Below are 14,504 nucleotides of genomic sequence, written 5' to 3'. Positions count from 1 at the left end.
CGACATCGTTTTCACAAACTCTTCACCTTTGCCGCTATAGGGTGAAACCTACTCCTCAAGTGAATCCCTTGGCCCGCCCCCCAGCGGGCTTTTTTTTGTGTTTCGATTGCACCTCAAACCGGGCGTTTGATGGCCGTCAGGGTGAAGCACATTGGCAACTGCGCAGGCTGATGCTCATATTGGTCGTAGAGTTCTTCGCGATTGGAGTGCGGGTACTCCCTCATATCGCTGATCTGCAAGCCCGCCTTGATAGCGCCGCTGACGATGTCACCCATCGAATGCACAAACCAGTAGGAAGTCGCTTGGGCACTTTCGGCGTTCCCTTCATAGACGATGGCTTCCTGGGACACAAAAGGCTCACGGCGAAAGTACGAGCTGACCGGCAGCATCGGGTTATCAGCCTTGGGGTCAAACATTTCCAGAAAGGGGTGAGTCTCGTAAATCACCAGGGTGCCGCCCGTCTTCAGTGTGCTGGCGACATGGGACATGAACAGTGCAACGTTCGGCATCCAGCCCAGCACACCAATGGTGATCAGGGCGACATCAAAGCGCTCCTGCAACTGTTCTGGCAGATGATGGATATCGGACTCGATAAATTCAGGGGCATGAGGCGATTCACTCGCCAGCTCCCGAGCCTGCTGAAGAAAGGCCTCGGATTGATCCACACCTGTCACGGCACGAGCCCCAAGGCCAAACAGTGACAGGCTTTCACGCCCGTTATTGCAGCCCAATTGCACCACGTCCTTACCCTTGACGCCGACCTGAAGCATTAGTGCAGTAAGCGTTGGGTCCAGGCACGAAAAATCGGGTTTACCAACAGCAGCGCGCAGAGCCTGCCAGTTGTCGGTGCCTCTATGGTGTTTGGCGGATTCGTTCCAGGCGTCCTTGTTGCTGGAGATTGCCTGTTGAGCTGAAAGCATTTCCATTGCATTTGCACCTGACGCTTATAGGGTGTTTTCTGTCATTGCGACATGAAGAGGTTCGCCCTACAGCGAAAGCCTCGCCATCCCTGAACCGGTAAAGAGCCATCACTGTAGGGCGAACAAACGCAAAATAAGCGAGGCCCTTGAGATGTTCAACTGTCATCAATACGAAACTGAAAAAATCTGACCATCCGACATCTCTTGATGCAGTTACGCTGATTTTGTAGGAGTTTTCGTCGAACTTGGTGAGATATCTATCCGCAAGCTCCGCTGTTTTGCCTTCAAGGACCAGACCACACAGGATTGACCTTCGCTGCATTCGCCTGGCAGGGCAAAACGCCTAGTAAGAGAACTGCCCTCAACATCCACTCCACCCCGCCATACAACTCGCGCCCCACATATGCGACAATGCGCGCCAAATTCCAACATGCACCCATATATTCTGCTCAGCGACTGGGCTTCACGCCTTGATGTCGCTGTCGACGTATGCCCGCTGGCCCAAGCTCATGCTCAGACTGGTCCAGTCCCGGAATGCCCCAGGAATGGTCCAGGCGCCATCAGCGCTGTCGCAACCCATTGATAGGTAAAGTAATTGATCTCCACAGCTAACATCACCATGCAGTTCGGCGCCAAGCCGCTCTTCGAGAACGTTTCGGTCAAGTTCGCCGCTGGCAACCGTTATGGCCTGATCGGGGCCAACGGTTGCGGCAAGTCGACCTTCATGAAAATTCTCGGTGACGATCTGGAGCCGTCGGGTGGCCAGGTCATGCTGGAGCCGAACGTGCGCCTGGGTAAACTGCGCCAGGACCAGTTCGCCTATGAAGAATTCACCGTGCTCGACACCGTGATTATGGGGCACGAGGAGCTGTGGAAGGTCAAGGCTGAGCGCGACCGAATCTATTCGCTGCCGGAAATGACCGAGGCAGACGGCATGGCCGTCGCCGAGCTGGAAACCGAGTTCGCCGAGATGGACGGCTACACCGCCGAATCCCGCGCTGGTGAACTGCTGCTGGGCCTGGGTATCGGCATCGAGCAGCACAACGGCCCGATGAGCGAAGTCTCTCCAGGCTGGAAATTGCGCGTTCTGTTGGCCCAGGCACTGTTTTCCGATCCGGAAGTACTGCTGCTCGACGAGCCCACCAACCACCTGGACATCAACACCATCCGCTGGCTGGAAAATATCCTGACCCAACGTTCGAGCCTGATGATCATCATCTCTCACGACCGTCACTTCCTGAACAGTGTCTGCACCCACATGGCCGACCTGGACTACGGTGAGCTGCGCCTGTTCCCGGGCAACTACGACGAGTACATGACCGTGGCGACCCAGTCCCGCGAGCAACTGCTGTCGGACAACGCCAAGAAGAAAGCTCAGATCAACGAGCTGCAATCATTTGTTAGCCGCTTCTCGGCCAACGCCTCGAAATCCAAGCAAGCCAGCTCCCGTGCCAAGCAGATCGACAAGATCCACCTGGCCGAAGTCAAGCCGTCGAGCCGGGTCAGTCCATTCATCCGCTTCGAGCAGACCAAAAAGCTCCATCGCCAGGCGGTCATCGTCGAACGCATGGCCAAGGGCTTTGATGGCAAGCCACTGTTCAAAGACTTCAGCTTCAACGTTGAAGCCGGCGAGCGCGTGGCGATCATTGGCCCGAACGGTATCGGCAAGACCACTCTGCTGCGTACCCTGGTCAATGAGCTGAGCCCGGATGCCGGTAGCGTGAAGTGGACCGATGCGGCAGAAATCGGCTACTACGCCCAGGACCACGCTTCGGACTTCGAAGATGAATCCAACCTGTTCGACTGGATGGGCCGCTGGACCAAGGAAGGCGAACAAGTAGTTCGCGGCACCCTGGGCCGCATGCTGTTCTCCAACGACGATATCCTCAAGTCAGTCAAGGTCATCTCCGGTGGTGAACAAGGTCGCATGCTGTTCGGCAAGCTGATCCTGCAAAAGCCTAACGTGCTGATCATGGACGAACCGACCAACCACTTGGACATGGAATCCATTGAAGCGCTGAACCTGGCGCTGGAAAACTATCCGGGCACGCTGATCTTCGTCAGCCACGACCGTGAGTTCGTTTCGTCCCTGGCCACCCGCATCATCGAGCTGAGCCCAAGTGGCGTGATCGACTTCAGCGGCACCTATGACGATTACCTGCGCAGCCAGGGTGTGGTGTTTTAAGGGCAGCCATTAGCTCTTAGCTGCAAGCTGCAAGCAAAAGCCCTGTCCATTGTGACGGGGCTTTTGCTTTTCTGGCCTAGGCTGCGTCGAGGCCCTCAGGTACAGCACAAATTAGTTAGCCAGCTTTCTTTTCTCCTACACCCACGCCATGATGCGCTCACCGCCTGCACGCGAACGAGCTCCCATGCCCGCCTCCCCCAGTTCACTGTCGATCACCCTGCAGATCGTCTCCATTGTGTTCTACACCTTCATCGCCTTCATCTGCATCGGCCTGCCTATTGCAGTGATCCCCGGTTATGTTCACGAGCAACTGGGCTTCAGCGCCGTGATCGCCGGAGTGACCATCGGTTCGCAATACTTGGCGACGCTGCTCAGTCGGCCCATGGCCGGGCGCATGTCAGACACTGTCGGAACCAAACGGGCGATTGTGCTGGGCTTGAGCGGCATTCTGATCAGCGGTGTGCTGACGTGGATCGCCACACTACTGGACGGCACACCCCTGTTGAGCCTGAGCATCCTGATCGTCGGCCGACTATTGCTGGGTGTGGCCCAAGGCTTGATCGGTGTTGGTACCATCAGTTGGTGCATGGGCCAGGTCGGCGCCGAACACACCGCACGCTCGATTTCCTGGAACGGGATCGCCTCCTACGGCGCCATTGCCATTGGCGCACCGCTGGGGGTGGTGATGGTTGCCCAATACGGCTACACCAGCCTGGGACCGGCCCTGTTCGTATTGGCGGCATTGGGCCTGCTGCTGATCCGCAGCAAACCGTCGGTACCGGTGGTCCGCGGGGAGCGCTTGCCGTTCTGGGCAGTGTTTGGGCGCATTGCCCCTTTCGGCGCCAGCCTATGCCTGGCATCGATTGGCTACGGCACCCTGACCACGTTTATCACCCTGTACTACCTGAACCGTGGCTGGACCGGCGCCGCGTGGTGCCTGACGGTATTTGGCATTTGCTTCATCGTTTCCCGGCTGCTGTTCATCTCCAGCATCAACCGCTTCGGCGGGTTTACCGCAGCAATTGCGTGCATGACCCTCGAAACCGTGGGCCTGGTGTTGCTCTGGCTGGCACCGTCCACCGGCGTCGCGCTGATTGGCGCGGGGCTGACCGGTTTTGGCCTGTCACTGGTGTATCCGGCGCTGGGTGTCGAGGCGATCAAGCAGGTGCCCAGCAGCAGTCGCGGCGCAGGCTTGAGTGCCTATGCAGTGTTCTTCGATCTGGCGCTGGCGATTGCCGGGCCGCTGATGGGCGCGGTGGCGTTGAACCTGGGGTATTCGTGGATTTTCTTCTTTGCCGCCCTGCTTTCGGTCACCGGCCTTGGCCTGACCTTGCTGCTCAAGCGCCGAGCCTACTGATCCGCCGTCTGCATGCCGGCACGGCTGGATTGCCCGAGAGCGTGGCTGAAAAAGCGTCCGGCCTCGGAGATCAGGTTGCGGTGAATGCCTTCACGGTCGACACCATCGGCATCGGTGCACACGGTTGGCATGGCCGCCAGTTGATCGTCATCACAGGGCGCCATGAAGATGAAGTGCCCTGCCCCGGCCAGCAACTTGAAGTCCGGCGGTGCCGGCAGCTTGCGCGCCAGGGCAGCTGCGTTCTTGTCCACCGCCACCAGCTTATCGCCGTCGCCGCTGTAGAGCAGCACCGGGACATGCACATCGGCCAGGGTATGACGGCCGAACATCAAGCTCAGCGGCGCCATCAGCATCAAAGCGTGGATCCGTGAGTCGGCCTGGGGCTGCAAGTCATCGCGATCAACAATCAGCTCGCCCTTGGTGGTGCAGGCGTCACGGTCTTCGGGACGTTGCTGGCAATAGCGCCGCAGCCGGTCTAAATCAGGTTTGGCACCCGCCAGGATCAGTGCTGTCTCACCCCCTGCCGAATAGCCGATTACTCCCACTTGGTCGACGTTGACGAAGGGCGACAGCATCGAATCGCCCAGGGTTGCGGTGATCGCTTCGGAAATCTGGATCGGCCGTCCATACAGATTGCTCAAGGTGCCCAGGCGGCTGTGATCCTTGTAGTTGTCACCGGGGTGCAACACCGCCACCACCACAAAGCCCTTGCGCGCCAGGGACGTGGCCAAATCATGCAGGGCCAGCGGTGTGCCGGTGTTGCCATGGGAAAGCATCAGCATCGGGAAACGGCCAATGGCAATCCTGGAGTCTTGCGTGGCGGCGATGCGATAGGCGCCCACTTGGCTGGTCTGTTCCTGGCCGGTGGACGGGTAAAAGGCTATAGCGCTCATCGGCTGTAAATCCAGCGGATCGAGAAAGCTCATGCGGTGATAGCCCACACTCCAGTGAGGGTGCGGCGCTGGCGCGGCCTGCACTGAAACGAGGCTGGCGAACAAAGAAAGAAGCAAGACTGCACAAAGACGCATCATGGGGATGTCCACCTTTGTTGCGTGACGCCTGTGTGTCGATTGAAAAAAACCATGACCATGGCACTCAGGCTCGGGTGATATGACCTTGGATTGCATAACCTGAGCCAAATCCGCCCGGATAAAACAAAAAAACTCCGTACTCCGGCCGCTTTCAGGCCACCAGAATACAGAGTTTAGACGGCTCGATTCAGATTGATATCGAGCCTCGGTGAAATTTACACAAGTCTTACGCAGCGACGAACAATTGCTCGCTGATCAGCATATTGGCATCGTTCAGCGCCTTGCCACGCACTTCGTCACCGTAAGCCAGGCCGTGGGCACGGACGAACTCGATGTCGGTGATACCGAGGAAGCCCAGCAGCACTTTCAGGTAGTCTTCGTGAGCCACGCCAGTAGGCTGGCCGGCGTGCAGGCCGCCTGCGGTGGAAACGATGATCACCTTCTTGTTACCGCACAGGCCTTCAGGGCCGGCTTCGGTGTAGCGGAAGGTCTGGCCGGCAACGGCGATACGGTCGATCCAGGCTTTCAACTGAGTCGGAATGGTGAAGTTGTACATCGGTGCAGCCAACACCACGGCGTCGGCGGCGAGAAATTCAGCCAAGGTCGATGCGCTCAGGTCGGCTTCGTGTTTTTGCACGGCATCACGCAATTCAGCGGCGGTGCCCAGTGCGCCCAGGGTGACGCCGGAGAAATGGCTGATGGCATCGCTGGCCAGGTCGCGGTAGGTCACTTCAATACCTGGCTCGGCGGCTTGCCAGGCCTTGACCACGCCAGCGCTCAACTGACGGGACACCGAGTTGTCGCCCAGGATGCTGGAATCGATATGCAAGAGTTTCATGTGGGATCTCCAAGTGAGGATCGCACGGGGCGATCAAGTGCTGACAATCCTACAGATGAATCCAATAGCCGATTAGCGGGTTAAAATGCGATAGTTCGTCCTACTGACAGGACAATAGGCGCGCCATGCAAGATCTCAATGACCTCTACTATTTCGCCAAGGTGGTGGAAGCCGGTGGCTTCGCGGCCGCAGGGCGCTTGCTGGGCATTCCGAAATCAAGGCTGTCCCGGCGCATTGCCGAGCTGGAAGAACGCCTTGGCGCACGCTTATTGCAACGCACCACCCGCCAGTTGACCCTGACCGCCGTCGGCGAACGCTACCTGGTGCACTGCCAGGCGATGCTGCAGGAAGCGGAAATGGCCGACGAAGCCGTCGCCAGCATGTCCAGTGAGCCTCGGGGCCGCCTGCGGGTGAGTTGCCCGGTAGGCCTGGCCCACGAAATCCTGCCCACGGTCGTCGCCGAATTCCTCGCGACGTATCCGCTGGTGCAGCTGGAAATGATGCTGATCAATCGCCGCGTCGACCTGGTGGCCGAAGGTATCGACGTCGCCCTGCGCGTGCGGGACTTGGGGGATGAAGACCCGTTGCTGGTAACCCGCCGTCTGCGCCAGGCACAGACCGCGATGGTCGCCAGCCCCGACTTTGTGCGCAACCGCCAGATCAATACCCTGGAAGACCTCAAGCAACTGCCGGTGCTCGGCGCACTGGAAGCCGACCGCATGGTCCACCTGCGCATGCTCGATCCCGACGGCAACAGTTGCGATTTGGTGATGGAAGCGCGGCTAGGCATCGATGACTTTGTCGTACGCAAGGCCAGCACCCTCGCCGGCCTGGGTTTTACCGTGCTACCCATGATGTATTGCGAGCAGGAATTGGAAAGCGGCCAGCTTGTGCAACTGTTGCCGCAATGGTCACTGCCCGGCGGCTGGCTGCAAGCTGTTTACCCGCATCGGCGCGGTGTGTCACCGGCGGTACGCGCCTGGATCGACTATTTGGATCATGCCTTCAAAGGTTGTGGAGAGCGACAGCTATGAGCGCGAAGAAAATGACTGAAGAAGATGTCGCACGCTTTTGCCTGGGTTTGCCCGGTGCCCGAGAGGATTACAAGTGGGGCGGCGTGCGGGTGTTTTCGATTGCCGGAAACAAGATGTTTGCGTTGCAGAACCTGCGGGGCGAGTCCCTCGCGTTCAAGGTCGACAAGGAGCTATTTCTCGGCCATGTGGACCGCCCAGGGATTCACCCGGCGCCTTACCTGGCTCGGGCGCAATGGATCATCATGGAAGCGCCCTACCCGTTGGGCGGCGAGGAGCTGCGTGGCTTGTTGCAACGCTCGCACCAACTGGTGGTCAGCAAGCTGCCCAAGCGCACGCAGGTCGGGCTTTTACTAGAACACTGACCGCAGCATGCCACCCAGGAACAGTTGATCGATCCAGAACACTTGGTGCAGCAAGACGATCAACCAGAACACCACCTGATAAGACACCTTGCGCGTCTTGTGACGAAACACCTGCTGGGCAATCAGCGCACCCGGCCAACCGCCAGCCAGTTCCAGGGTATGGAGGATTTTTTCCGGGGTACGCCAGCTGTCGCTGCGGGCCTTGCGTTTGTCGCTCCAGTACAGGAAAAACGTGACCACGCTGACCGCGCCATAGGCCACCAGCGGGATCAGCGAAACACCGCGATACCCAAGCGATGCCGAGCCAAACAGCGGCACGGCACACAACAGCACAAACACCAGGGCCTTGAAGCGTGGATGCTGGATGTTCATGCTATTCACGCCTTGGCTGCAGCCCAATCAATCCAGCCGAACTGCCAGGTAGCCAGGATCAGCAGGCCGAAGGCAATGCGATACCAGGCAAACGCCGCGTAGCTGTGGCTGGCGATGAACTTGAGCAAACCCTTGACCGCGATCATCGCGAAGATGAACGAGGTGACAAAACCAATGGCGAACACCGGCAGGTCATCCGGCTGGAACAGGTCACGGTACTTGTAGCCCGAGTACACCGCCGCGCCAACCATGGTCGGCATTGCCAGGAAGAACGAGAACTCGGTGGCGGTCTTGCGTGACAGGCCAAACAGCAGGCCGCCAATGATGGTCGAGCCGGAACGTGAAGTTCCCGGAATCATCGCCAGGCACTGGGCAAGACCGACTTTCAAAGCGTCTTTCCAGGTGATGTCGTCGACACTTTCGGCGTGGATTTCATGCTGCCGGCGTTCAGCCCACAACATGATGATGCCGCCCACCACCAGCGCGGTGGCCACGGTGATCGGATTGAACAGATACTCGTGGATCATATCGGCAAAAATCACCCCCAATACCACTGCCGGCATAAAGGCGATCAACAGGTTGATGGTAAAACGCTGGGCATTGCGCTGGGTCGGCAAACCGATGACCACATCGAGGATCTTGCGTCGGAACTCCCAGACCACCGCGAGTATGGCGCCGAGCTGGATGATGATGTTGAACGCCATGGCCCGTTCGCCACCGAAGTTGAGCAAGTCGGCGACGATGATCTGGTGACCAGTACTGGAGATCGGCAAAAACTCCGTCAGCCCTTCGACAACTCCAAGTATCAATGCCTGTACGGCAGTCCAAAGATCCATTATTCCCCCATAAGGTCATGCGACCGCATGCCTCGTTGATATTTTCTAGACGTTCACTAACGATGAGCACGCTAAAATCGCAGCGCGCAGGATCAAGGCCGAACTGCAAAAATTCTGTGAAAAATCAGCAGGACTCAGGTTTTTTGATTCCGGGCCGAAAGCCTATCAGACAAGCCCGAATTTCGCTTCGCGTTATCGCTTGGGCAGTCGATTACTGCGCCAACAATTATAAGAGCACGGAGTGACATGACTATGAACAGCTTGCGCAATATGTCGATCAGCCGGCGCCTCTGGCTGATCCTGATAGTCGCCGTGTTAATGCTGCTGACCCTAGGCTTGCTGATGCTCAAGCAGATCCATGACGATCTGTATCAGGCCAAGAGCCAACAGACCCAGCATGTGGTGGAAACCGCCAACGGGATACTGACGTATTACCACACCCTCGAAACCGCCGGCGTCTTGACCCGAGACGCGGCGCAAAAACAAGCCTTGAGCGTGGTACGTGGCCTGCGTTACGACCATGACGACTATTTCTGGATCAACGACCTGTCGCCAATGATGGTGATGCACCCAGCCAACCCGAAGCTGGATGGCCAGAACCTATCGGCTATTCGTGATCCGGACGGCTTTGCCGTGTTCAACGAGTTTGTCAGCCTGGCCAAGGCCAAGGGCGCCGGCATGGTCAACTACCGCTGGCCAAAACCCGGCGCGGCTGACCCAGTGGCAAAAACCTCCTATATCCAGTTGTTCCAGCCGTGGGGCTGGATCATCGGTTCAGGCGTCTACGTGGATGACGTGCAAGCCCAGTTTCAGGGCCAGGTGTGGAAGACCTCGATCATCGGCCTGGGCATTGCCCTGATCATGGCCCTGCTGGTGTCGCTGATCGCCCGCAGCATCGTGAGGCCGCTCCAGGAAGCAGTGAACGCCATGGCCAATATCGCCAGCGGCGAAAGCGACCTGACCCGCAGCCTGGACACCCACGGCCAGGACGAAGTCACCCAACTGTCCCGGCACTTCAATAGCTTCACCACCAAGCTACGCCAGGTGGTCAGCCAATTGCAGACCTGCGCCAACGCCCTGGGCCAGTCGTCCTCAGAGCTGGGCAGCAATGCCAGCGCCGCCCATGACCGCAGCCAGCAACAGTCCCAGCAAATGGAACTGGTGGCCACTGCCATCAATGAAGTGACCTATGGCGTGCAGGACGTGGCCAAGAATGCCGAGCATGCCGCCAGCGAAATGCGCGACGCCCAGGTCCAGGCCGAGCAAGGCCAAGTCAATATCGACGGCAGCCTGCAGCAGATTGATGCACTGTCCAACACCATCAGCCAGGCGGTCGAGGTGATCCGTACCCTGTCCTCGGAAAGCACCCAGATTGGCGGCGTACTGGAGGTGATCCGCTCCATCGCCGACCAGACCAACCTGCTGGCCCTCAACGCCGCCATCGAAGCGGCCCGCGCGGGTGAACAAGGCCGTGGTTTTGCCGTGGTCGCCGACGAAGTGCGCCTGCTGGCCCAGCGCACACAAAAATCCACAGCAGAAATCCAGAGCATGATCGAGCGCCTGCAAGGCCATTCCGAAGCGGCGGTCCAGGTGATCAGCGACAGCCACCAGGCATCACAACTGACCATCGAACAAGCCGGCCAGGCCGGTGCCAGCCTGACTGCCATCGGCCAGGCCCTGCGCAACCTCAATGGCCTGAACGCCTCGATTGCCAGCGCCACCCTGCAACAGGCCCATGTGGTGGAAGATATCAACCAGAACGTCACCCAAGCCGCTGGGCTTTCTCACAGTACGGCACTGGCGGCGCAGCAATCGAGTGTTGCCAGTACGCACTTGAAGGGCTTGAGCGAGGAGTTAAACGGGTTGCTGCGCCAGTTCAAGGTCTAGCGCCAGCCCCCTGTGGCGAGCGGGCTTGCCCGCTCGCCACAACAAGCCCCTTTGCCACAACAGGCCCGCTTTGCCGCAACGAGCACCTCTCTGCATACCTTTGCGCCAAGCCCACCTGTGGTTACAATCGCCCCCCTCTTCGAATATCCCAAGGAATCTTCATGTCCGGGCTTGAACTGTTTGCCGCCGCCCTGGGGGTGATCGCCGTCTGGTTGACAGTCAAGCAGAACCCCTGGTGCTGGCCCATCGGCCTGGTGATGGTATTGCTCTACACCTGGGTTTTTTTCGAGGTAAAGCTGTATTCGGACATGTTGCTGCAGGTGGTCTACGCCGGGCTGCAGCTCTACGGCTGGTGGCAATGGACACGGGCCGGCGAGGTTAAACAGGGTCGTCAGGTGACCAGCCTTGGCGCCCAATCGATCCTCCTGCACCTGACGATTGGCGCGGTAGGTAGCCTGTTGCTGGGCGCCGCCATGGCGCATTGGACCGATGCCGCACAACCCTGGCTGGACGCAGCCTTGACCGGTTTCAGCCTGGTGGCGCAAATATGGATGGCGCAGAAACGCGTGCAATGCTGGCCGTTGTGGATTGCCGTCGATGTGATTTTTGTCGGATTGTTTCTCTATAAGGGTCTGTACCTCACGGCGGCCCTTTACGCCTTGTTCACCATGATCGCCGTGCAGGGTTGGCGGGAATGGCGGGTTGATCCGGCGTTGCGCACATGAAAGTGGTGGTCATGGCAGGTCCCGAATCCAGCGGTAAAAGCTGGCTGGCCGAGCAGTTGCAGACGCATTTCGGCGGGGTGTTGGTGGGCGAATTTGTTCGGTATTTCATCGATCACTTTCAGCGCGATACTACCCTGGCGGATATTCCTGAAATCGCCCGCGGCCAACTGGCCTGGGAGGATACGGCCCGTGCTGAACAGCCTGAGTTATTGATCCTCGACACCCACCTGTTGACCAACAAACTGTGGAGCCAGACACTGTTCGGCGACTACCCTGAATGGCTCGACCGTGAGCTGCTGGCTCGCCATTACGACCTGCATTTGCTGCTGTCCCCGGAAGATGTCGGTTGGGCCGATGACGGGCAGCGCTGCCAACCGGAACTGGCAGATCGCCAGGCTTTCTTCCAGGCCAGCCAGCGGTGGCTGGAACTGCATCAACAGCCATTTGCGGTGATTCGCGGCGATTGGGAGGAGCGTCGCAACAAGGCTTTCGCGGCAGTGGCGCAACTGCTTCGAGCGTGAAGGCCCCTTGTATGATCACTCCCATGCAGAGCATAGGAACGATCACCGGGTCGGTACGCTCTATCGCCCTGCCCCATCCTTCTCGCTGATCACCCGCACCTGATACTGCAGGTCCGCTGCAATCTGCTGCTCGGTAAAGGGCAACGGGCTGAGTTTCTTCTCGGAAAACGCCTGGGTCTGGTCCTTCGAATACGTTGAGTCCGGGTCGCTGGACAACGAGAACGCCAGCACGCCCTGGGCCTGCGGCCCCTTGTCGTCGAAGGTGACGACCTGCAAGTAACTGCTGCCGCTGACCACCTCACGCTTGCCGTCGTCCCTGGGTACGCTCTGCATCGCGTTATATACCCCCAATTCTTGCGGCCCACCATGGATCGGCGTGGTGCCAGACACCTGGATATCGCCCCAGCGACTGCTCTCGCTCAGCCCCTGCCTGGCAACTTCAGCGACCGATGCCAGCATCGCTTCACGCAACGCCTTGGCCACCGGCGCCCGCTCAATGGCCAGGCCGCGCGGCGTAGTTTGCGGTTGCTGCGGGTCAAAATCGACGCGCCACCGTTCAGGCACTTGCTGCACCTGGTCCATCACATTGATGAAATGTACCAGCCCCAGCCCACTTTCAAGATTGGCGCGCTGGTCCCAGTTTTTCAGGCTTGCGCAGACCGGTTTCAGGGCTGGCGCATCTACGCCCAGGCTTTCGCCACAGAATTTCAGCAGGTCGGGCATCACTTGGCTGGCCAGGTAGACCTGATTGTCCATCACCATGTTTTCCAGGGAAGCTGCGCTAATCGGGTGTGTGTCCAACGCCTGCAAACGCTGCAAGGCAAAGCGCGAGCGCGGCCCCAGGGCAATCTGCTCCTGGCTGATCACCGGCGAAAAACCGGTCAGCGGGGCCTTGGGGTTGGCCATCCACGCCGAATCATTGGAGTGCTGCACATAGTCCCTACGCTCCAGCTGCGGCAACTGATCCGCCGGAAAAATACCGGCCTGGGCGGCACGCGGATCGATGTCCCAGGCACAAGCACTGTGGGCGCCATCAAGCACGATCAACTGCAAACCAGCGCGGGGATCGCTGCATTGCGCCAGCTTTTGCGCACTCACGTTGGGCACCACCGACAGGTTCATGTACAGGCTCTGTCCCTGATCATCCGCCGCCAGGGTGTTGACCCACGGGATGCCTTGCAAGGTGTGCACTGAGGCTTGCAGTTCCTTGAGACTACCGGCGCGGTTCATCGCGTACCACTGCGCCAGCACGCGGTCGTTGCCCAGGTTGGCATCCCTCAGGCTGAAGGCGTATTGCCCGTCCCAGTCCAGTTTCCCCGGCCATCGCACCACCGGACCGAATAGCGAGCTGTAGACCGTGTGGGATTGCGCCTTGGTGCTGCCATCCGCTTCCTTGACCTGCACCGTCACCCTGGTTTTCTCCATCGGCACCGACTTGCCGTCCAGCAGGTAGTGGGTCGAATCCTTCGGGTCCAGGGTCAAGCGGTAGAGGGTGAAATGCTTGGATGTGTCGACGGTGTGAGTCCAGGCCACATGCTGGTTGAAGCCGATATTGATCACCGGCAACCCCGGCAAGGCGGCGCCCATCACGTCCAACTGACCGGGAATGGTCAGGTGCATTTGATAGAAGCGCATACCACCGATCCACGGGAAATGCGGATTGGCCAGCAACATGCCGCGACCATTGAATGAACGCTCCCCGCCGACCGCGACGGCGTTGCTGCCGCGATCCAGCGTAAAGCGCTGCTGGTTCGCCGCAGCGATCTCAAACGCACCAGTGTCGTTCTGTACACCGGCGTGGCTCTGGGGCGGTGCGGCACCCACCAGGGCTTCGGCGAATTGCCCAACGCCGCCTTCTACCAACAGGCGACGGGTCAGCTTGACCAGATCCTGCGGGGTAATCGACCGTACCCAAGCGCCCTGGCACTGCGCCGGCAAACCCTCGGTGCGACGTTCTTGCAGGTAACGGTTGTATCCCGCCACATAGCCTTCGATGCGCTGCTGCATCTGCGGGGGCTGCACTTTCCAGAATGCTGCGACCGCCTGGGGTGTATTGAGCCAGGTGAAAAACACGTCGCTGGTAAGGTTGTTGCGCTCTTCCAGGGTGGACTTTTCGGCGCCGAAATATTTGGCGCGTTCACCGTTCACCGTCACCACTTCGTTGGCCAACAGGCACAGGTTGTCCTGGGCGTACGCGTAACCAATACCGTATCCCAACCCGCGCTCATCGCTGGCGCGGATATGGGGGACACCAAAACTGGTACGGCGGATATCGGCCATTGCCTCGCCTGCCTGCACCTCGCCCACCTGCCGGGCTGATACCGAAAGGCTCAAGCCAAGAAACACACCCGCCACGCACACCTTGGACAACCCGTTGGAAATAATCACGCAGACTCCATATTCAACCCAAATTAACCGTCCCGGGCAGGACAATCT

The 14,504-nt window shown here is 59.1% G+C and carries 13 protein-coding genes; 7 read left to right on the top strand and 6 right to left on the bottom strand.

Features of this window, described 5'->3' with window-relative positions:
- Positions 1-113 precede the first annotated feature (113 nt).
- Positions 114-926: a class I SAM-dependent methyltransferase gene (locus tag ACZRJ6_RS14970; protein WP_463968555.1), complete on the bottom strand. Its 813-nt coding sequence runs from the start codon at positions 924-926 to the stop codon at positions 114-116.
- A 589-nt stretch (positions 927-1,515) separates the two neighbouring features.
- Between ACZRJ6_RS14970 and ACZRJ6_RS14965 the strand changes: the two genes are divergently transcribed.
- Together ACZRJ6_RS14965 and ACZRJ6_RS14960 are read left to right on the top strand one after the other, a co-directional pair.
- Positions 1,516-3,105 (top strand): ABC-F family ATPase, encoded by a 1,590-nt coding sequence (locus tag ACZRJ6_RS14965; protein WP_149414063.1) that lies wholly within the window; start codon positions 1,516-1,518, stop codon positions 3,103-3,105.
- A gap of 184 nt (positions 3,106-3,289) precedes the next feature.
- Complete coding sequence (locus ACZRJ6_RS14960; protein ID WP_463968556.1) at positions 3,290-4,462, top strand: MFS transporter; 1,173 nt, start codon at positions 3,290-3,292, stop codon at positions 4,460-4,462.
- Here the strand turns inward: ACZRJ6_RS14960 and ACZRJ6_RS14955 are convergent.
- Together ACZRJ6_RS14955 and ACZRJ6_RS14950 are read right to left on the bottom strand one after the other, a co-directional pair.
- Positions 4,456-5,493: a dienelactone hydrolase gene (locus ACZRJ6_RS14955; RefSeq protein ID WP_133102622.1), complete on the bottom strand. Its 1,038-nt coding sequence runs from the start codon at positions 5,491-5,493 to the stop codon at positions 4,456-4,458. The two genes, ACZRJ6_RS14960 and ACZRJ6_RS14955, sit on opposite strands and share 7 nt — an antisense overlap.
- A 226-nt stretch (positions 5,494-5,719) precedes the next feature.
- Positions 5,720-6,331, bottom strand: a complete 612-nt coding sequence (locus ACZRJ6_RS14950; protein ID WP_463968557.1) for an FMN-dependent NADH-azoreductase — start codon at positions 6,329-6,331, stop codon at positions 5,720-5,722.
- Between the two features lie 125 nt (positions 6,332-6,456).
- Here ACZRJ6_RS14950 and ACZRJ6_RS14945 point away from each other — a divergent pair, with 125 nt between their 5' ends.
- Together ACZRJ6_RS14945 and ACZRJ6_RS14940 are read left to right on the top strand one after the other, a co-directional pair.
- The gene (locus ACZRJ6_RS14945) at positions 6,457-7,365 is read left to right on the top strand and encodes a LysR substrate-binding domain-containing protein (protein ID WP_463968558.1); all 909 of its coding nucleotides are present in this window, start codon (positions 6,457-6,459) and stop codon (positions 7,363-7,365) included.
- Positions 7,366-7,376: 11 nt separating this feature from the next.
- Complete coding sequence (locus tag ACZRJ6_RS14940; protein ID WP_463968870.1) at positions 7,377-7,727, top strand: MmcQ/YjbR family DNA-binding protein; 351 nt, start codon at positions 7,377-7,379, stop codon at positions 7,725-7,727.
- Here the strand turns inward: ACZRJ6_RS14940 and ACZRJ6_RS14935 are convergent.
- Positions 7,716-8,099, bottom strand: coding sequence for a DUF1294 domain-containing protein (locus ACZRJ6_RS14935; RefSeq protein WP_463968559.1), 384 nt, complete (start codon positions 8,097-8,099; stop codon positions 7,716-7,718). The two genes, ACZRJ6_RS14940 and ACZRJ6_RS14935, sit on opposite strands and share 12 nt — an antisense overlap.
- Positions 8,100-8,104: 5 nt before the next feature.
- Positions 8,105-8,935, bottom strand: coding sequence for an undecaprenyl-diphosphate phosphatase (locus tag ACZRJ6_RS14930; RefSeq protein ID WP_463968560.1), 831 nt, complete (start codon positions 8,933-8,935; stop codon positions 8,105-8,107).
- Between the two features lie 252 nt (positions 8,936-9,187).
- Here ACZRJ6_RS14930 and ACZRJ6_RS14925 point away from each other — a divergent pair, with 252 nt between their 5' ends.
- From ACZRJ6_RS14925 to ACZRJ6_RS14915, 3 genes are all read left to right on the top strand, one after another.
- Positions 9,188-10,822, top strand: a complete 1,635-nt coding sequence (locus ACZRJ6_RS14925; protein ID WP_463968871.1) for a methyl-accepting chemotaxis protein — start codon at positions 9,188-9,190, stop codon at positions 10,820-10,822.
- Between the two features lie 161 nt (positions 10,823-10,983).
- The gene (gene pnuC / locus ACZRJ6_RS14920; RefSeq protein ID WP_463968561.1) at positions 10,984-11,547 is read left to right on the top strand and encodes a nicotinamide riboside transporter PnuC; all 564 of its coding nucleotides are present in this window, start codon (positions 10,984-10,986) and stop codon (positions 11,545-11,547) included.
- Entirely contained in the window at positions 11,544-12,068 is a 525-nt protein-coding gene (locus ACZRJ6_RS14915) for an AAA family ATPase (RefSeq protein WP_463968562.1), read from the top strand. The genes pnuC and ACZRJ6_RS14915 overlap by 4 nt, the downstream gene beginning before the upstream one ends.
- Before the next feature lie 60 nt (positions 12,069-12,128).
- Here the strand turns inward: ACZRJ6_RS14915 and pvdQ are convergent, their stop codons facing one another.
- Complete coding sequence (pvdQ, locus tag ACZRJ6_RS14910; protein WP_463968563.1) at positions 12,129-14,456, bottom strand: bifunctional acylase PvdQ; 2,328 nt, start codon at positions 14,454-14,456, stop codon at positions 12,129-12,131.
- Positions 14,457-14,504: the final 48 nt, after the last annotated feature.

It is taken from the genome of Pseudomonas sp. C321, assembly GCF_055407105.1.
This window is presented reverse-complemented; position numbering and strand designations above follow the sequence as displayed.